The organism is Nonomuraea sp. NPDC049309, from assembly GCF_043196965.1.
GTDB classification, from domain to species: Bacteria; Actinomycetota; Actinomycetes; order Streptosporangiales; family Streptosporangiaceae; genus Nonomuraea; species Nonomuraea fastidiosa.
In genome coordinates, this window is the sequence record NZ_JBICSH010000002.1 from 115,764 (window position 1) to 133,111 (window position 17,348).

Sequence of the window (17,348 nt, forward strand, 5' to 3'; positions counted from 1 at the left end):
GCTGGAGACGATCTCCGGCCGGCCCCGGCCGACGCCGGGCCGAGCAGGCACGGAAAAGGGTCAGCGCTGCTGTTCGAGCACCGTGGTGAGGCGTTCCTGGCGGAGGGCCTCGTAGCGGGAGTCGTCGAGGGGCGGGAGGTCACCCACGCGCCACGACAGCAGCAGGTCGGCCAGGGCGGGGTTGCGGGCCAGGGCGGGGCCGTGGAGGTACGTGCCGACGACGTGGCCGGCGTAGCAGCCTTCGAAGCCGTCGCCGTTGCCCACGCCCACGACCGTCTTCGACAGCGGCTTGACGCCGGGACCGAGGTGGGTGACGCCCATGTGGTTTTCGAAGCCGGTCAGCGTGGGGATGTTGAGCGCGGCGTCGACCTCGGCGACCAGCTCGCCGACGGCGCGGGCGGGGCCGCGCGAGCTGCTGATGTCGAGCAGGCCGATGCCCTCGACCGGCTGCCCCTCCTCGCCGCCGAACGTGCTGCCCATGATCTGGTAGCCGGCGCACACCGCGAGCACCGAAGCACCGCGCGCGACGGCGCGGTGCAGGCCGCCGTCCTTGCGCAGGCGCCCGGCGGCCAGGATCTGCGGACGGTCCTCGCCGCCGCCGATGAGGTAGATGTCACCGGTCTCGGGCACGGGGTCGGCCGAGCGTACGTGGATCGTCTCGGTCTCGATGCCACGCCGCCGTGCCCGCGCTTCGAGCACCAGGACGTTGCCCTGGTCGCCGTACGTGCTCAGCAGGTCGGGATAGATCCAGACGATGCGAAGGGCGCTGTCAGACGGCACGGCCGAACTCCGATCGGATGTGCTGGAAGGCGGTGTAGTTGGCGATCACGTCGACTCGGCCCGGCGGCTGCATCGCCAGCGCCTCGTTGAACGTCTCGCACAGCGTGAACGCCACCTCGGCGACGTCGAGCCGCAGCGCCAGGTCGAGCCGGCGCTCGCCGGTGACGAACACCGGGCGCCCGCGCAGGATGCGGTAGTCGACGTCCCACAGCCACGAGGTGTCGCGGCCGTCGGGGCCCTGGGCGTTGACCGACAGGATGACGGGAAGCTGCGGGTCGGCGACGTCGAACGCCTCGAGCCAGCCCGCGGGGTTCTTCGCCAGCAGCAGGCGGGCGTGGCGGCCGTCGCGCTCGACGGTGGTGTAGCGGCCGGCCACCGAGGTGACCTCGCGCAGCCGGGGCAGCGCCCGGTCGGCCGTCACCCCGAACGCCTCGGCCACGGCCAGCGCCATCACCGCGTTGGAGCGGTTGGCCTGGCCGGGAAGCTGGATGTCGAGCAGCCACCGCCGGCCCTGCGGGTCGATCGCGGAGTCGCCGTCGACCGCCCACTGCGGCTCGGGGCGGTGGAAGGTGCACTCGCGGCAGGCCCAGTCGGCGTCTTTGCGGTCGAGCGGGCCGCCGCACTCGGGGCAGCACCAGGAGTCCTCTTTCCACCGCTGGCCGCCGGCCACCCAGGTGACCTTGGCGGCGGTGGAGGCGGCCCAGGTGACGAGCGGGTCGTCGCAGTTGGCGATGACATGGGTGGGCCTGCCGGACAGCGCCTTGCGCCACTTCTGGGCGAGCAGCCAGATCTCGGCGGCGCGGTCCATCTGGTCGCGGCTGAGGTTCATCAGGCAGACGACGCCCGCGCCGGTGGTGTCGAGCACCTGCGGCAGGTATTTCTCGTCCACCTCCAGCACGCCGTAGGGGGCGCGCTTGTGCTGGGCGAGCGCCGAGACGTGACCGGCCGGCATGTTGGCGCCGAACGCGTTGGTGGCGACCTCGCCGAGCTCGAGAAGGGCCGAGGTGATCAGGCGGGTCGTGGTGGTCTTGCCGTTCGTCGCACTGACCAGAGCCAGCTTGCGGTCACGGGCCAGCTGGCGCAGCAGGTCGGGTTCGAGCAGCAGACCGATCCGCCCGCCGATCACCGATCCGTCACCGCGCCCGGTCATCCTGGACAGCGTGGCGGCGCTGCGTCCCAGGGCGCTGGCGAGCTGGGCCCGCAGAGGAAGCTGGGTCATGAGCATGGATCCTAGTCGGGGTTGCCGCCTGCTACGCAGGAGCACGCGGAAACGCCGTCCGGTTTGCCACCTCGTGCGAAGCTTCACGTGGGCGGATCCCCGATGTTCCGCGAGCGAACGCCCGGCCGCCCTCACACGGCCCCGGCCACCGCTCGCCGGCTCCCCGGCCCGGCCGCCACTTGCCGGCACCCCGGCCCGGCCGCCCTCACACGGCTCCAGGCGCCACTTGCCGGCTCCCCGGCCGGGCCGCCCTCACGTGGCCACGACCGCCTTACGTGACCGGGGTGCTGTAGGCGGGCGCCGCGTTCACGGGTGCCGGCGGCGGCTCGGCGAAGGCGATCTCCGGCGCTCCGCCCTGCTCGAACGGCAGCACGAACCGGCGCGGCCACGACAGCACGCCCTCCAGCCAGCCCGCGCCCATCGTCTGCCCCACGTGCCGGATCCTGGCCGCCGCCTCGACCCCGATGGCCACGGTGAGGATGTCGCGCTGCACGCTCTCGCTCTCGTCGTCGCCGAGGATGACCCGCCAGGCCAGCTCCCTGTTGTGCTCCACCTCCATGGACAGCGGGTGGTGGCGCAGCGCCTTGGCGCGGTGGCCGAGCAGCTCGGTGTGCCCCAGGTCGCCGGCGGTGCCGGGGGTCTGGCGGAACAGGGCGTACTCCATGGGCGGTGCGGGGCTGCGCGGATTCGGCGCGGGGTGACCGTACGGGAAGAGTCTCTCCACCTCGTGCAGCCAGCGCACCTGCGGGATCACCCACGACGCGCCGGGACGCTCGCCGCCGCTGTCGAGGCCGTTGAGCAGGCGGGTGGCGATCTCCGCGGCCTTCTCGGTCAGCAGCGACGGGTCGAACCACGTGCGCAGCGACCAGGCGCGCCGCTGCACGCAGCGCTCGATGAGGGTGGCGAGCAGGCACTCCCTGCGCCGGGCCGGCAGCTCGTTCCAGGCGGCCGACAGCGCGCGCGGCACGCCGGGCAGCGGGCGGTTGGTGACGAAGGCGAGCACGACCGTGTCGCACCAGATGCGCAGCCAGGCCCACTCCTGCGCCCCCGCGAGCACGTCGGCCTCGCGCAGCTCGACCAGCGTGCACGCCTGCCCGGTACGGCACTGCGCCCCGCACGCGGCCGACCTGCGCCCCCTGATGGGCGGCGGCGGCCCCGGCAGCACCTTCTCCCGCGACTCCCCCAGCGGCACGCGGACGCGCAGCGGCCGGTCCATGCCGTCGGCGAAGACCGCCGCCGCGCCCGGCTGGAGCGAGACCACGTGGCGTGACTGCTCGTCGCTGAGGTTCATGGCCGCGCCGACGAGCCTCCTGTCGTCCTCGGCGGGCAGCCGGTGCACCACCTTCAAAGCGGTGTTCTTGACCACGTCGGTGACGAGCTTGGTGGGGATCTGCTCGGCCACCACGATGCCCTCGCCGTACGCCCTGATCTCGGCGAGCAGCCCGGCGAGCAGTTCGACGGCGTGCGTGGAGGCCCGGCCGTGGCCGCGGTCGCGCAGCAGCCGATGCGCCTCCTCGATGACGATGACGTGCCGCAGCCCGGTGGAGCGCTCGCGGCGGGCGCGCATGCGCAGGTGCTCGACGATGCGGATGATCAGCGTGCCCATGAGGAACGCCTTGTCCTCGTCGTTGGCGACGTCCTCGATGGCCAGCACGACGTTGCGTTCGAGCAGGCCGCCGATGTCGGCGGGGTGCCCGCCTTCGAAGAAGCGCCCGGCCGAGCCGACGCGCAGCGAGCGCAGCCGCAGCGAGATGAAGCCCTCGACGTCGGCCTGCACCTCGCGGCCGTAGCCGATCTCCTTGATGACGTCCATGGCGTGCTGCTGGAGCTGTTCGAGCGTGGGCACGCTGGGCGGGACGTCGGAGCCGGGCACGGCGCCGCCGGTGACGACGTCCCAGCCGGTGGCCTCGTAGACGCGCTGCAGGGCAAGCGACATGATCTGCGGGAACGGCTCCTCGGCGTCGAAGGCCGCCATGAACAGCGCCCTGACCATGTCGATGTGGGCCTGGACGGGGTAGCCGGGCTCGGGTTCGAGCGGGTTGACGCTGAACGGCACGCCGTCGGGGGCCGACGGGTTGATCACGGTGACCGGCTCGGTGACCCGGCCCGCCATGGCGGCGTACTCGGACTTGGCCGGCTCGATCGCAAGCCACGGGATGCGGGCCCTGCTGAGCTGCTCCAGCATGTGCCGCACGGTCTGCGACTTGCCCGAGCCGGTCGCGCCGGTGACGAACGCGTGCCGGTTGAGCGTGGCAAGCGGCACGCGGAACGAGCCGACGCCGCGGTCCTGGCCGTCCAGGATCTCGCCGAGCAGCAGCTCCCCGCCCTCGCCCGCGGTGTTCCCCGGGCCGTCGGACTCGGACGTCACGTCGAAGAAGCCCGAGTCGAGCACCCGTACGCCGGGCACCTCGCGGCGGGGCAGCCCGGCCAGCGCGGCCAGCGCCCCCGCCGTGGCGGCGAACGGGGCGGCGGCGCCGTCGGCGGGGTCCTGCATGGTGATGGCGAGCGCCTCGGTCAGCGCGTACGCGGCCCCGTGCGAGCTGCGCAGCCGGTACGGGTGGTGGCTCATCTCGACCGACCCGACGAGCACCGGGGCGATCTGCCGCAGCTCCTCGGCGGTGGCGCCGCCGGCCAGCACGCGCACGTTCCACAGGCCGGCCTCGCGGAAGGCGTCCAGCTCCTGCATGCGCCGCTCGGCGCGCTCGGCGTCGAAGCGGGAGCGCTCGGAGGCGTCGCCGTACTGGCGCAGCACGTTGAGCTGGGTGCGCAGATGCGCGACCTCGGCGTCGAGCAGGTCGGTCGGCTCGGCCACCACCAGCCAGCCGAACGGCCGCGACATGAGCGTCACCAGCGTCGACTCGAACAGCGTCGGCCGCTTGAGCTCGTCGGGGTCGAACTCGCGCCCCTTGCTGCCCAGCGGCGGCGCCTGGCGTCCCGGGCACGGGGTCCACACCAGGTCGGCCAGATCCGCCAGGTACTCCTCATCGAGCCGCACGCCGCGCGCGCCCCCCGGGAACAGCAGCGGCTGCGGCCCGCTCGGATGGTCGGGCAGGTCGGTGGACCTGCGCGGCTGGCGCGGCGGCGACAGCGGCCCGGCATTGGTGATCAGTTCAAGAGGCGCTCCCGATCCGCGCGACAACCAGCCGATCACGAACGGCCGGTCGCGTTGCGCCGCCGACAACACCGCGGGAAGCACGGTGACGAAATCCCATTCCGCCGACGAGCTTCGCGAGGGTGCTGCGATCGACTGAATTCGATACCAGGGCCCGCTCAACGAGACGCTCGGCTGCATTTCATTCCCCCACAGACGGTTCTTTGCTAAATTCCGCCAACCGTCAGCTCGTCACCTTGACATTGACCATGTCATTGCCTGCCCTTGCGCCAGTCCAGGCGCGGCGGTGGCGGCCCGAGATTCGGCGGCGGCTCGCCGTCTCCGTCGCCCGCCCGGGGGTCGAGCGACAGCACCGCGTCCTTGACCTCCTCGAACTCGCCGAGCGTCGTCTTGGGGAAGGTGAGGATGGCGGGGTTCGCGTCCGCCAGGCGGACCCGGCGCCCCTGCGCGGTGGCGTCCGTGACGATCACGGACGTGGTGGGGAGCTGCTGGAGCTGGTGCGGCTCGACGAGGAACTCGCGCGAGCGCTGCAGCACCCGCTCCTTCTCGGAGATCTTGTCGGCGGTGCGCCCCCATTCCGTGGACTCGGTGATGTCGCCCTTCAGGTCGGGCGCGTGCTCGCCGTGGGCCTGCGCGCCGTCCTCGACCTGCGCGATCGTCGAGGTGTAGCCGCCGTCGAGGCCCGGCAGCGTCTCGCTGATCGTCTCGGTGAGCTGGGCCAGCTCCAGGCGGTGCTCGGTGCCGACGTGCTCGCTCGCCACCCTGGCGTCCTCGGCGTTGCCGAGCCGCATGAACGCCACCGCCGCGTGCCCCCTGCCGAGCCGCTCCCTGACCGTGGGGGTGAGCGACCGGTAGGTGAGGACGAGTCCCGTACGGGAGGTCTCGCAGGCGTCCATGAGCCGGTCGAGCACGTCGCCGCGCAGCTTCTCCGCGCCCGCCACGATGATCGTGTGGTACCAGGGCCGGTCGGACGCGGGCGACTGGCGCAGGATGTGGGTGAGGGCGGTGGCCACGTACGTGCCGAGCACGCGGTTGCCGAACACGCCCGCCTGCCGGTCCATGCTCACCACCCGCAGCCTGGCGGGCGGCAGCCGCACGGCCTCCGTGCCCAGCGACTCCAGCTTGCGCAGCTGCGACTCCAGCGCCCAGGCCCGCTCGATCACCACCCGGTCGCTGACCCCGCGGCCGAACAGCGTGCCGATGCGTTCGAGCTGGGTGGCGGTGATCAGGCCGAACCGCAGGTCGTCGCGTGGGTCGCCCACCTGCGCCAGGGCCCGCAGCGCCGCGGTGACCTGCCTGATCGTGGCGTTCTCGCCGAGCACCTCCAGCACCCGCTCCAGGATCGCGTTGTCGAAGCTGAGGTCCCGGGTGGTGTGGTTCTCCTCGCTGACGCTCACCACGTGCGCCAGCACGTCCGCGAACGCCTCGGGCTTGAGCGTGGCGCCCAGGTCCAGCCTGGGCAGATCGACCGGCAGCACCCACACCAGCGGGTCGTCGCCGCCCTTGCGCGCCAGCTCGATCAGGTCCTTGGCGATCGCGCCCTCCGACAGGTCGAGCACGGTCAGATGGCCGCCGCTGTAGAGCCGGGTCGCCCCGATCAGCGTGATCAGCGCCGACCAGCCGGGTAAGGTGCCGCCCGCCACGTCGATGCGGTCGATCTCGTCGGGCACCGCCACCGCGTACCAGGTGAGCTGCTTGTCGTGGCGCTCCTTCGACTCCTGCCACTCGCGGTAGCGCTGCGCGTGCTCCTCCTGCGCGCGGAACAGCTCCTTGTCACGTTCCTGCCGCCGCCGCTCGTCGCGCGCCTGCTGCTCCATCACCCGGTACCTGACCGCGCGGTCGCCCTGGAACAGCGCGTAGCTGCAGAAACCTGCGACGCCGCCGGTCGCGATCAGCCCCAGCGCCGCGAACGACCAGGCGAGATAGCCGGTCAGCGCGGCGCCCACGATCACGATCGACAGCACCAGCATGGCCATGCGGACGTGGCGTACCGGCCGGTTGAGCATGTCCTCGAGCTGGCGCTCCCGGCGCAGCAGATCGGCGGTGGCGGGGTCGGGCTGCTCCTGCGCGGACGGCTCCTCGACCGGCGAGGGACGTTTGGGCGGCGGTCCTGGGTCGGGATGGAGCAGGATGTACTGCCAGCCCAGGTAGATGCGGTCCGCCTGGAGCTGGGCATGCTCGGGATGCACGTCCGCCACGTGACCCTCCGGCCGCCGATATGTCATTAGGTGTAGGGCTCAGCCCATTCCCGCTCCGTGACAGCGTATGAGCTAGAACCACCGTAGCGGCAGGGTTCTCGGCAATTTGACCGGTCCGATGGGAGCATTGCGACAGATGGGGCAAGCGAGAGCTATTACCATCCATACCCATGACGGAACCCTCCGGCGACCGCAGCGACAAGCCGAGACGCCCGGTAGTGGTGCCCGCAATCGCCCTGACGGCGCTCACCGTCATCGGCATCACCGCCCTGCTCGGCGGCCTCGACGAAGCCCCCGATGAGGTCGAGCCCCTCGGCCAGGGCGCCGTGCTCGACCAAGGGCTGTACGACACCAAGTTCGTCGAGTCGCGCGTACGGGTCGAGCGCGCCCAGAACGACTTCGACCAGGACAAGCGCTTCCTCGAAGTCGTCTTCAACGTCACCAACAAGGGCGACGAGACGATGCCCGTCGGCGTGCCGCCGGACAAGCTCGAGCACGCCTTCACCTCCACCACCTTCGCCGGATCCCTGGTCAAGATCACGCCCGCCTTCGACAAGGACTCGGGGCCGTTCACGTTCGCGCTCAGCAAGGGCGGCGAGACCCGGCAGCTCCACCCCGGCGTGCCCAGCCAGGTCATCCTCCGCTACCGGCTCAAGGACGGCCAGCAGCCGCCCGACAAGGTCACCCTCGACGTGGCCTCCTTCGAGGAGACCGAAGGTTTCAACAACGGCGAACTCGAATGGGGCATGGTCGCCGAAGAGGCCGGCGAACGGTCGTACCTGCCCGTCGTCAAGGCACGTGTCACCCTGCCGGTCAAGAAGGGCGGCACGTCATGACCGTCACAGAACAACGCTCCGAGATCGCCCCCTCCCGCCGGCCGCGCCGGGGCAACCGCCGCAGGAACGCCGGGACCGGCGCCGTCGGCGTCATCGCCGGGCTCGCCATGCTCACCGCCGCCGTCCTGCTGCAGACCAAGGCGCTCGGCGAAGGAGCGATGAGCGACCCGCTCAGCTACACCGGGACCAAGGGCGAGGCCGTCGACGCCCGCCGGTTCACCGTGCGTCTCGACTCGTTCACCACGGCCAGGAAGATCAAGAAGTCCGACACCGAGACCATCGAGACCGGCAACCTCTTCCTCATCGTCAAGGCGTCGGCCAAGTCCAGCATGAAGCCGTACCACCTGGGACAGCCCGACCTGCTCACCGCCGACGACAAGCGGTTCGCCGCCACCGACCGGGTGGACAGGCAGCAGACCATGGCCAACGTCTGGGTGCAGCCCGACATCTGGGTCAGCGGTTCGTTCTTCTTCGAGATCCCGCCCGACGCGCTGCCCGGGGCGCGGGTGGTCTTCAAGCTGCCGCCGCAGGCGGGGCCGCAGGAGCCGTACCGGCCTGAGGTCGAGATCGATCTCGGCCTGGACGAGGCGGGGGCGCGCAAGCTCGCCGACTCGCCGCAGGACGTCTACTCGATCGTTAAGAAGTGATCTCAGGATGAGCACGAACGAGCGTGACTGGTTCTCGCCACGCGTGAACCCGACGCCTGCCCCCGACCCCGCCTCCGGCGCCCAGGACGGCGCTGCGGCCGGCAGCGGGAACGGCTCTGGGGGCGCGTACGGCGCCGGCGCCGAAGCCGGGACCGGATACCGGGCCGGTAGCGAGTTCGGCGCCCGCGACGGGGCCGGTGCCGCGTTCGACGCCCGCGACGGGGCCGGTGCCGCGTTCGACGCCCGCGGCGGGGCCGGTGCCGCGTTCGACGCCCGCGGCGGGGCCGGTGCCGCGTTCGGCGCCGATGCCGAGGCTGAGGGCGAGGCGCCGCCGCAGTCCGCTCACGAGCAGGTGCCGGGCAAGGGGCTCCCTCCCGGGCCCGGGATGCGCGGTGGCCTGCCCGGCCGCCCACCCGCGCAAAGCACCACCTCCGCGTACGACTGGACACCGTCAGCACACGACTGGTCCCCCACGGACGCTCCCGCCCCCGCGGCGGGCACCGGCCGCACCCCGGGACCGGCCATGACACCGCCCCCCGGCCGCCCCTCGGCACGCCCCGCCACCCCGACGGGACCCGGCGCCCCCGCGAGGTCCGGCACCGGCGCGGAGGCAGGCCGCCGCACGGACGCGGGCCACCACACGGAGGCAGGCCACCGGACGGAAGCGGGCCGCCGCACTGAGGCAGGCCGCCGCGCGGAAACGGGTCACCGCGCGGAAACGGGCCGCGCTGGCGAGCAGCCGGGCGGCGAGACGCCGCACGCCTGGCCGTCCGTCGCGGGCGGGCAAGCCGACCAGGGCTCCACGCCCCCGCCCCGCCGCCGCCACGCCGCCCCGGCCTCGGAGGCCGGGACCTACGGCTCGTCCGGCCACTACGACCCGAGCCACGGCCGCCCCACTCAGCAGCGGGGCTGGGACGCGAGCTCCCAGCCGGCCCGAGACGCCGACCCGCAGCAGGGCTGGGCCGCCGGCCGCGAACCCGGCCCGCCCCCGGGCTGGGGCAGGCCCTCCGAGCCTGCCGCCGACCCCGAGACCACCTACGACTACAAGCGCAATCTGGAACCAGGCCACAACGGCCCCCACGCCGCCGCCGACCCCGCCTACACGCGCGAGAGCAGCCACAGCGGCCCCCACACCGCCGGCGGGTCCGACTACGCCTCCGGGCAGGGACACGGCGGCCAACACTCTGCCGGCGGACCCGGCTACACCCCAGAGCGAGAGCACAGCACCCCGCCCACCGCCGGAGGTTCCCGCTACACGCCCGAAACCGGCCACAGCGGTCCGCAGGCCGGTGAGCCCGGCTACGCGTCCCAGCACGGACACCGTGCCCCGGACACCGTCGCGAGCCGCTACGGCGCTGAGGGCGGCCACAGCGGTCCCCACGCCACCGCTGGCGACCTCGCCTTCGGAACCGGTCACGGTCCGGGGCAGGCCGGCGACCCCCTGTTCGGGGGTGGGTCACCGCGCGGCCAGGCTGCGGCGGAACGGCCCGAGGCCGAGCGTGGACAGGCACAAACGGAACGGCCCGAGGCCGGGCGCGGACAAGCACAAACGGAACGGCCCGGAGCCGGGCGCGGACAAGCACAGGCGGAACGGCCCGAGGCCGGGCGCGGACAGGCACAGGCGGAACGGCCCGAGGCCGGGCGCGGACAGGCTCAGGCGGAATGGCCCGAGGCCGGGCGCGGGCAAGCTGGGCCGGAGTGGCCAGGAGCCGCCGGGCGTGGGCAGGGGCGGGCCGAGGAGTCCTCGTTCGGGGCCGGGCAGAGTGGCGGTAGGCACTCGAGTGGCCCCGCATACGACGAGCAGGCGCCGACGACGCCCTTCGGTTCCGTCCCCGGGCCTGGACCCGACGCCCCCCTCGGACCCGACGCCCCCCTCGGACCCGGCGACACCTTCGGACAGGCCGGCGAAGGCACCGGCCCAGGGCGGCTCGCCGGCGGCCACGGCGCCGGGCCGCAGCCCGCTGATGGCCGCGGTCACGGGCAGCCCGGCGAAGGCGGTGCTTTCGGACGGCACGGCGGCGGCCGTGGTGCTGGGCGGCGTGGCGAGGGTCGTGCTGCTCAGCATGGGGCTGAAGGGCGGGCGCGGCCGGTCGCGACCGATCAGCAGGTGTGGCCGCCCGCGCCCAAGGAGCCGGTGAACAGTGCGACTCAGCCCATGCCCGCCGTCAGGGCGGGCGGCCCGCCGCCTCCTTACCGGCCGGGTGGCGTGGGGCAACCGGGCGACCCGATGCGGCCCGGTGGTCCGGGCGCGTACGACCCGTCCGCACAGCCCGGCGGTCCAGGACCGTACGACCCGTCCGCGCAACCCGGCGGTCCAGGACCGTACGACGCCTCCGCCCAGCCCGGTGGTCCGGGTGCGTACGACGCCTCGGCGCAGCCCTCGACCGACGAGACGGGTTTTCATGCTTTTCCGGTGCCGCCCGGCGGGGCCGCCTCGCACATGCATGACCGCTCGGCGCCGTACGACGGTCCCGGCTCGTACGGCCTCCCCGGGCAGGCCCCCGTAGGTGGACCGGGTGCGTCCGGGGGCCAGGGCGGGCCGCCCTCCGGTGAGGCGGGCGGCGGCACGGGCGGGTCGAAGCGCCGTACGGCGCTGGTGGCCGCCGCGGCCGTGCTGGCATGCCTGCTGACGACGGCCGCGCACACCTACGACGGCCACGTCTTCTATGAGAAGGTCGCCGAGGAGGAGACCAGGGAGACGGTCGTCCCCGCGGGCCAGGCGGGCAAGGTGAACGGCATCGAGTGGCGGGCGGCCGTGGAGCGGATGAAGCCGCCCGCGAGCAGCACGCACGGCCCCGAGGTGACCTGGCTGAAGGTGGACATCACCAAGAAGGCCGTGGACGAGAAGAGCGTCACGATGGTGGCCGAGCCGCGCGACGTCCAGGTGCAGGACCGCTCTGGCCGGACCTGGACGGTGCCGATCGAGCCGGTGGGCGACCGGCCGACCGACAAGCTGGTGGTCGGCAGGGAGTACAAGATCCAGGGCGCGGCGATCGTGCCGACGGCGGTGGCGGACGAGGTGGAGCTGTCGTTCCGGCCGAGCAACTACCGTTCGGACACCCCGGTCGACGACCTGTTCACCCGCGAGGGCGCCGAGAAGCTGGTGCCGGACGTGGACGTGCTCCGCTTCAAGCGCCGCTGACGCCGCGCAAGGCGGGCGGCCAAGCAACAAGCGCCGCCATGCCGCAGGGCGTGCGGCCGAGCACAGCTCGGGGCAGGCGCCGCGAGACCGGCGGCCAGGCGGGTCAGATCTCGTCGAGCGGGCGGCCGGCGTGGCGGGCGCGGGTGGCGGCGATGTCGTACGTGGCCGCGAGCAGCGCCATGGTGAGCACGGTCACCACCAACTCGCGCACGAACGCGACCGGCTGGGCCTGGTAGATGGCGACCCAGTCGTCACGGGCGCCGATGAGCATCATGATGCCGCGCTGGGCGTACTGGCCGCCGATCTGGAGGACCGAGTAGCACAGGCACATCATGCCGAAGAGCGGCAGCCCCCCGTTGAAGATCATCCGGAGGGCGTTGGCGAGCGGCACCCAGCGCTCGCGGAAGCCGCCGGTGACCCGGTCGAACGACTTCTGCGTGAGGTCGTGGCTGCTCTCCAGCCTGTCGAGGCCGCGTTCGAGCCGGGTGCCCCTGAGGAGGGCGCGGGTCTCATCGGAGTAGACGCCGAAGACCAGCATGGCGACGGTGAGCCAGGCGAGCGGCACGGCGACGCCGTCGATGACCAGCGGCCACACCTCGCCGAACCAGTCGGTGATGTCCTCCCACAGCGGCACGCTCTCCTTGGCCTGGGTGAGCAGTTCCTGGGTGCCGGCGACGGCTCTGCGGTGCTCGATCCACTCCGAGCGGGCGTCACCGAAGGCGACCGTGGCGTTCAGTCCGTAGAAGACGAAGGCGAACTCGGAGAAGGCGGCGAGGAAGCCGTAGAACCTGCCTTTGCCCTGCTCGACGAGCCTGGCGAAGAGCCACTTCAGGCCGAACATGACGGCCATGGCGCCGAGCGAGACGCGCCAGTCGAGGTCGATGAGGCCGCGCCCGACGTCGCTCTCCTCGCCGAACCAGGACGCCTCGGTCTGGTCGAAGTAGTGATGGAAGATGTCCATCTGGTAGACGTCTCTGGCGTCCTCGGTCTGGAAGCCCCAGGCGAGGTAGAGCACCGCGAAGGTGGGGGCGACCCGGTCGAGGGTGCGGAAGAACGGTTCGTCGGGTATGCCCTCGCGGGTCCTGACGCGCATCTCCCACAGGGCGCCGCGCAGCGCGTGCAGCATGCCGGTCGCGACGGTCATCGCGGCGAGCACGATGAGCGTGAGCAGGGTCATGACGCCGACGTAGCGCACCTGCTTGAAGTCCCCGTACGGGACCTCGCTGGCCGCGTAGAGCAGCACGAAGCGGACGAGCTCGCCCGCGGCGAACCAGAGGATCAGCGGCAGCGCGCTCTTGCCCGCCACGCGGAGGGTGTGCAGGGGCAGTGAGTACGGCGACGGCATCTGTTGAGCCGGCGCAGGCCCTGGTTGCGGGGGCGGCGCCATCACACCTGTCGAACCGGACATCTGTGGAATCGTAGCGTTCTGTCCCTCGTGACGCAGCCGCAACCCCCGAAAACGCTCCGCGATCAAGCACAGGTGAACGGGCACGTGAGCTGGGGCGGCGACAAGGGCCCCAGCCGCTCGGCGTCGCGGCATGCGAAAGGGCCCGCGTCCGGAGGGTGGACGCGGGCCCCGACGTGTCGCCTGTCAGACGGCCACGGCGAGCTGGGCGACCTCGCCCAGCTTGGCGTGGACCTTGACGTCGCGGGTGACGCCGCCGCCCGCGATGATGCGGACGGTCCAGTCGCCCGGCGCGGCGAAGAAGCGGAAGATGCCGTCGTCGGAGACCACGACCTCGCCGGTGAACTCACCGGTGTGGTCGAGCAGCCGCGCGTACGCGGTGCCGGCGCCGGTCACGACGCCCTGGATGACGGCCTGGTTGGACAGATCGATACCGGCGGGGAGCGTCACGGTCTGCTCCGGCGCCCCGCAACCCTGAGCGGTCATCAGCGGGCCTCCCCCAACTCGATCGGCACGCCCACGAGCGAGCCGTACTCGGTCCACGAACCGTCGTAGTTCTTGACGTTGGGCTGCTCGAGCAGCTCGTGCAGCACGAACCAGGTGTGCGCCGACCGCTCGCCGATGCGGCAGTAGGCGATGGTGTCCTTGCTGAAGTCGACGCCGGCCTCCTGGTAGAGGGCGCGCAGCTCCTCGTCGGACTTGAACGTGCCGTCGTCGTTGGCCGCCTTGGACCACGGGATGTTGCGGGCGGTCGGCACGTGGCCGGCGCGCTGCGCCTGCTCCTGCGGCAGGTGGGCAGGGGCGAGCAGCTTGCCGGTGAACTCGTCGGGCGAACGCACGTCGACGAGGTTGAGCTTGCCGATCGCCGCCACGACGTCGTCGCGGAAGGCGCGGATGTTGGTGTCCTGCTCCTTGGCGACGTACTGGGTCTTGGGCCGCTGCGGCACCTCGGTCACCAGCTCGCGGGAGTCGAGCTCCCACTTCTTGCGGCCGCCGTCGAGCAGCTTGACGTTCTCGTGGCCGTAGAGCTTGAAGTACCAGTAGGCGTAGGCGGCGAACCAGTTGTTGTTGCCGCCGTAGAGGACGACGGTGTCGTCGTTGGAGATGCCCCGGTCGGACAGCAGCGCCTCGAACCCCGTCTTGTCGACGAAGTCGCGGCGCACCGGGTCCTGCAGATCGTTGCGCCAGTCGACCTTGACCGCGCCACGGATGTGGCCCTTGTCGTAGGCGCTGACGTCTTCGTCGACCTCGACGATGACGACCCCGGGCGTGTCGAGGTTGGCTTCGACCCAGTCGGCGTCCACCAGGGCGGCGGAGCGGCTCATTGAGATACCTCCATGTTGGCGGCGGGCAGTAGTCGGCGAATGAGCAGGTACATCGCGCAGCCAAGGCAGATACCGAAGGCTGCGATGAGGAAAGCGGCGAGGAAAGCCGCAGCCGTGGCCATGGGGGCCGCCGGCATGATTCCGGAGGCGGATCCGGCCACGCCCGCAACCGCGACTGCAGGCCCGATCTCCGGCCGGAGCCGGAGCGAGCCTTGCGTCCTTCGGTCTTTCCGCTCCTTCAGCGCACTAGCGGCGAGCGCCGAGCCGAGCATCGCGTGCGGCCTGCGCGAGAACGCGCCCAGCATGCGGTCGGGCACCCGGACGGCGAGCAGCCGGCGGCTCTCGGTGACCGGGGTGGGGACGACCAGGGTGGCTGCCGCGCCGAAACGCGGCGTTCTGGGATAGGCACGCATCGCGGGATGCTCCCTGAAGGGTCGATTTGGGGCGGATGGCGAGATCCGCGCGAGATCGTCCTCAGGCAGCGCGACAGAGCGCGGTGGCGACGCGGCAGAAGTCGACCGCGCGCCGCTTCGTGAGCAGCTCTGTCGATGGGTTCATGAGCAAGACACTACTCGGCGTCTCGTCATCTGTCACATCTCGTCCGGTTAGTGAGACAGCGTGTGAGACGGCTCACGCTCCGGGCTCGGGTACGGCCAGCGCCAGCGCGGCCAGCACCTCGTGCTTGCGCGGCAGGCCGGAGGCCCTTTTGACCACCGCGCCCTCCGGGTCGAGCACCAGCACGGTGGGGGTGCCGGTGATCTCGAGACGGCGTACGAGATCGAGCCGCGACTCGGCATCGACCTCGATGTGACGCACGCCCGGCACCAGAGCGCTGACGTCGGAGAGGACCCGCCTGGTGGCCCGGCACGGCTGGCAGAACGCGGTCGAGAAGTGCACCAGAGTCGCCCGCTCGCCCAGGCGCTCCGTCCCCAGCTCCCCCGCCGACAGCCTCTCCCCCGCAGGGGCGCGCCCGGCGGCGATGTCAGACGCGCCGCCCCCCGGCCGCTCGGGGGCGGCGGGTCGCGCGCGTCCGTCACGAGGCTCGGCGGCGCGTCGCGCGCTGTCGTCGGGGCGCAGGTGGATCACCTCGTCTCAGTGTGCCGGGGCGCCGGTGCCCCGCCGGCGCCGCCCATCCGGTCGTCCACCCCGGTGCAACCGCGCACGCCCGTGTTTGCTTCCCGCACACCGGATCCACCGGCGGCGCGGGCGCGCGGTCACTTCCGCACCGGGACCTCGACCAGCAGCCTGCCCGACGCGTCGAGGATCTCGAACCGGGCGATCTCGTCCATCGCCATCGACGTCCGCCGCGAGAAGACGGTCTTGTCGCGGTAGGTGTCGGGGCCGATCGTCCAGCTCTCGGTGGCCTCGCGCCGCCCGTCGCCGCCGACCGCGACGAGGGAGCAGGTGGTGCCGACCGGGATGCCGGTGACGCGCACGCCAAGCTCGGTGCCGCCGTCGCCGGGCAGTGCCTGCACCGTGGCGCCGTAGCCGTCGGCCTTGTTGGCGCCGCTGAACTCGCGGCCCTCCATGGCCTTGCGCCGCAGCGGCGACGCGCTCTTCTCGGCCTGCTCGGGCGCCGGCGTGGCGGCCTGCCCGTACGGCTGCTCGGTCGGGGCGGCGCGCGACGGGCTGGGCCGCACGTTACGCGGCTCTGCGGAGCTCGGCGCGCCGGCGTCGCGTTCCGCGCGGCCGGACTCGGGCGCGTCCTGCTCGGCGAGCACCCGGGGCGCGGCGTCACCGGGCTCGGCGGACTCCGCGGACCGCTGGGACTGCGCCACCGGGTGCGCGGCGGACGTCTCGGCCGCCTGCCGGGCCTGGACCGCCGTCCAGACCGTGCCGCCCACCACGAGCACCGCCGCGCAGGCCGCGACCGCGGCCAGGATCCGGCCGCGGCGCGACCGCTTGGCGCGGTCGTTCAGCAGCCGGTCGAGCACCTGGCGCGGGGGGCTGCTCACCACCTCGACGTCGCGCTCGGACACCTTGCCGAGGAACGTCGTCACCCCCGCGAGCTCCTCCAGCTCGGCGCCGCACGCCTCGCAGGTGGCCAGGTGGTTGTCGATCTCCAGCGCCTCCTCCGGATCGAGCGCGCCCAGGGCGTGCGCGCCGAGCGCGATCCGGACCTCCTCGCAGGTCATCACGGTGCGAGCCCCCGTTCTTCGAGCGCCAGCTTCAGGGCGCGCAACGCGTAGTACGTACGGGACTTGACCGTGCCCGGCGGAATGCCCAGCGTCGCCGACGCCTCCTTCACCGATCGCCCCCGGTAGTAGACCTCCAGCAGCACGTCGCGGTGCTCGGGCCGCAGCGCGGCGAGCGCCTCGGCCACCGCCCACGACTCGACCGCGCGCTCGAGCTCGTCGTCGGCCGGCAGGACGGAAAGCGCCTCGTCGCCGGTCTCCGGCGGCCTGGCCTTCCTGGCGCGGTGCTGGTCCACGACGAGATTACGGGCCACCGTGAACAGCCACGCCCTGATCGACCGGCCCGACATGGCCTCGGGATGCCGCCAGGCCCGGAGCAGGGTCTCCTGGACGACGTCCTCGGCCCTGCCGGAGTCGCCGGTCAGCCGCAGGACATAGCCGTAGAGCGGCCCAGCGTGCTCGTCGAAGAGGGTCCTCACGAGTTCCTCGTCGGCGGTGTCCGCTGCTGTCACGTCCTCATCACGTACGCGGGGGCGCGACGGTTCACGC

General features: G+C 72.5%; 15 protein-coding genes. 3 read left to right on the top strand and 12 right to left on the bottom strand.

Annotated elements, in window-relative coordinates:
- Nucleotides 1-60: 60 nt before the first annotated feature.
- From ACGFIM_RS14315 to ACGFIM_RS14330, 4 genes are all read right to left on the bottom strand, one after another.
- Nucleotides 61-780, bottom strand: coding sequence for a type 1 glutamine amidotransferase (locus tag ACGFIM_RS14315; RefSeq protein WP_393200026.1), 720 nt, complete (start codon nucleotides 778-780; stop codon nucleotides 61-63).
- The gene (locus ACGFIM_RS14320; protein ID WP_393200028.1) at nucleotides 770-1,999 is read right to left on the bottom strand and encodes a MurT ligase domain-containing protein; all 1,230 of its coding nucleotides are present in this window, start codon (nucleotides 1,997-1,999) and stop codon (nucleotides 770-772) included. The genes ACGFIM_RS14315 and ACGFIM_RS14320 overlap by 11 nt, the downstream gene beginning before the upstream one ends.
- 271 nt (nucleotides 2,000-2,270) lie before the next feature.
- Nucleotides 2,271-5,195: an ATP-binding protein gene (locus tag ACGFIM_RS14325; protein WP_393200030.1), complete on the bottom strand. Its 2,925-nt coding sequence runs from the start codon at nucleotides 5,193-5,195 to the stop codon at nucleotides 2,271-2,273.
- A gap of 167 nt (nucleotides 5,196-5,362) precedes the next feature.
- Complete coding sequence (locus ACGFIM_RS14330; protein ID WP_393200033.1) at nucleotides 5,363-7,309, bottom strand: hypothetical protein; 1,947 nt, start codon at nucleotides 7,307-7,309, stop codon at nucleotides 5,363-5,365.
- Nucleotides 7,310-7,479: 170 nt separating this feature from the next.
- Here ACGFIM_RS14330 and ACGFIM_RS14335 point away from each other — a divergent pair, with 170 nt between their 5' ends.
- From ACGFIM_RS14335 to ACGFIM_RS14345, 3 genes are all read left to right on the top strand, one after another.
- Nucleotides 7,480-8,145, top strand: coding sequence for a hypothetical protein (locus tag ACGFIM_RS14335; RefSeq protein WP_393200035.1), 666 nt, complete (start codon nucleotides 7,480-7,482; stop codon nucleotides 8,143-8,145).
- Nucleotides 8,142-8,792 carry a hypothetical protein gene (locus tag ACGFIM_RS14340; protein WP_393200037.1) on the top strand — a complete coding sequence of 217 codons (651 nt, stop codon included), beginning with the start codon at nucleotides 8,142-8,144 and terminating at the stop codon, nucleotides 8,790-8,792. Before ACGFIM_RS14335 ends, ACGFIM_RS14340 begins: the two co-directional genes overlap by 4 nt.
- Nucleotides 8,793-10,926: 2,134 nt before the next feature.
- Nucleotides 10,927-11,934: a hypothetical protein gene (locus ACGFIM_RS14345; RefSeq protein WP_393200039.1), complete on the top strand. Its 1,008-nt coding sequence runs from the start codon at nucleotides 10,927-10,929 to the stop codon at nucleotides 11,932-11,934.
- Between the two features lie 103 nt (nucleotides 11,935-12,037).
- Here ACGFIM_RS14345 and ACGFIM_RS14350 read toward each other — a convergent pair whose 3' ends face one another.
- From ACGFIM_RS14350 to ACGFIM_RS14385, 8 genes are all read right to left on the bottom strand, one after another.
- Nucleotides 12,038-13,279: a hypothetical protein gene (locus tag ACGFIM_RS14350; protein ID WP_393200041.1), complete on the bottom strand. Its 1,242-nt coding sequence runs from the start codon at nucleotides 13,277-13,279 to the stop codon at nucleotides 12,038-12,040.
- Between the two features lie 246 nt (nucleotides 13,280-13,525).
- Nucleotides 13,526-13,825, bottom strand: coding sequence for a DUF1416 domain-containing protein (locus ACGFIM_RS14355; protein WP_393200043.1), 300 nt, complete (start codon nucleotides 13,823-13,825; stop codon nucleotides 13,526-13,528).
- Entirely contained in the window at nucleotides 13,825-14,664 is an 840-nt protein-coding gene (locus ACGFIM_RS14360; RefSeq protein WP_393200045.1) for a sulfurtransferase, read from the bottom strand. The genes ACGFIM_RS14355 and ACGFIM_RS14360 overlap by 1 nt, the downstream gene beginning before the upstream one ends.
- The gene (locus tag ACGFIM_RS14365) at nucleotides 14,661-15,077 is read right to left on the bottom strand and encodes a DUF4395 family protein (RefSeq protein ID WP_393200047.1); all 417 of its coding nucleotides are present in this window, start codon (nucleotides 15,075-15,077) and stop codon (nucleotides 14,661-14,663) included. Before ACGFIM_RS14365 ends, ACGFIM_RS14360 begins: the two co-directional genes overlap by 4 nt.
- Before the next feature lie 61 nt (nucleotides 15,078-15,138).
- Nucleotides 15,139-15,222 carry a putative leader peptide gene (locus ACGFIM_RS14370; RefSeq protein ID WP_350668905.1) on the bottom strand — a complete coding sequence of 28 codons (84 nt, stop codon included), beginning with the start codon at nucleotides 15,220-15,222 and terminating at the stop codon, nucleotides 15,139-15,141.
- Between the two features lie 72 nt (nucleotides 15,223-15,294).
- Nucleotides 15,295-15,612: a thioredoxin family protein gene (locus ACGFIM_RS14375; RefSeq protein ID WP_393202548.1), complete on the bottom strand. Its 318-nt coding sequence runs from the start codon at nucleotides 15,610-15,612 to the stop codon at nucleotides 15,295-15,297.
- Between the two features lie 266 nt (nucleotides 15,613-15,878).
- On the bottom strand, nucleotides 15,879-16,799 hold the full coding sequence (locus ACGFIM_RS14380) for a zf-HC2 domain-containing protein (RefSeq protein WP_393202550.1): 921 nt from the start codon (nucleotides 16,797-16,799) through the stop codon (nucleotides 15,879-15,881).
- Nucleotides 16,799-17,311 (bottom strand): sigma-70 family RNA polymerase sigma factor, encoded by a 513-nt coding sequence (locus ACGFIM_RS14385; protein ID WP_393200049.1) that lies wholly within the window; start codon nucleotides 17,309-17,311, stop codon nucleotides 16,799-16,801. The genes ACGFIM_RS14380 and ACGFIM_RS14385 overlap by 1 nt, the downstream gene beginning before the upstream one ends.
- Nucleotides 17,312-17,348: the final 37 nt, after the last annotated feature.

What these genes read in the sequence shown, in the direction of transcription:
- ACGFIM_RS14360 (WP_393200045.1), bottom strand. Translation starts at nt 14,664, where the DNA reads ATGAGCCGCTCCGCCGCCCTGGTGGACGCCGACTGGGTCGAAGCCAAC.
- ACGFIM_RS14320 (WP_393200028.1), bottom strand. Translation starts at nt 1,999, where the DNA reads ATGACCCAGCTTCCTCTGCGGGCCCAGCTCGCCAGCGCCCTGGGACGC.
- ACGFIM_RS14365 (WP_393200047.1), bottom strand. Translation starts at nt 15,077, where the DNA reads ATGCGTGCCTATCCCAGAACGCCGCGTTTCGGCGCGGCAGCCACCCTG.
- ACGFIM_RS14350 (WP_393200041.1), bottom strand. Translation starts at nt 13,279, where the DNA reads ATGCCGTCGCCGTACTCACTGCCCCTGCACACCCTCCGCGTGGCGGGC.
- ACGFIM_RS14370 (WP_350668905.1), bottom strand. Translation starts at nt 15,222, where the DNA reads ATGAACCCATCGACAGAGCTGCTCACGAAGCGGCGCGCGGTCGACTTC.
- ACGFIM_RS14355 (WP_393200043.1), bottom strand. Translation starts at nt 13,825, where the DNA reads ATGACCGCTCAGGGTTGCGGGGCGCCGGAGCAGACCGTGACGCTCCCC.
- ACGFIM_RS14335 (WP_393200035.1), top strand. Translation starts at nt 7,480, where the DNA reads ATGACGGAACCCTCCGGCGACCGCAGCGACAAGCCGAGACGCCCGGTA.
- ACGFIM_RS14340 (WP_393200037.1), top strand. Translation starts at nt 8,142, where the DNA reads ATGACCGTCACAGAACAACGCTCCGAGATCGCCCCCTCCCGCCGGCCG.
- ACGFIM_RS14380 (WP_393202550.1), bottom strand. Translation starts at nt 16,799, where the DNA reads ATGACCTGCGAGGAGGTCCGGATCGCGCTCGGCGCGCACGCCCTGGGC.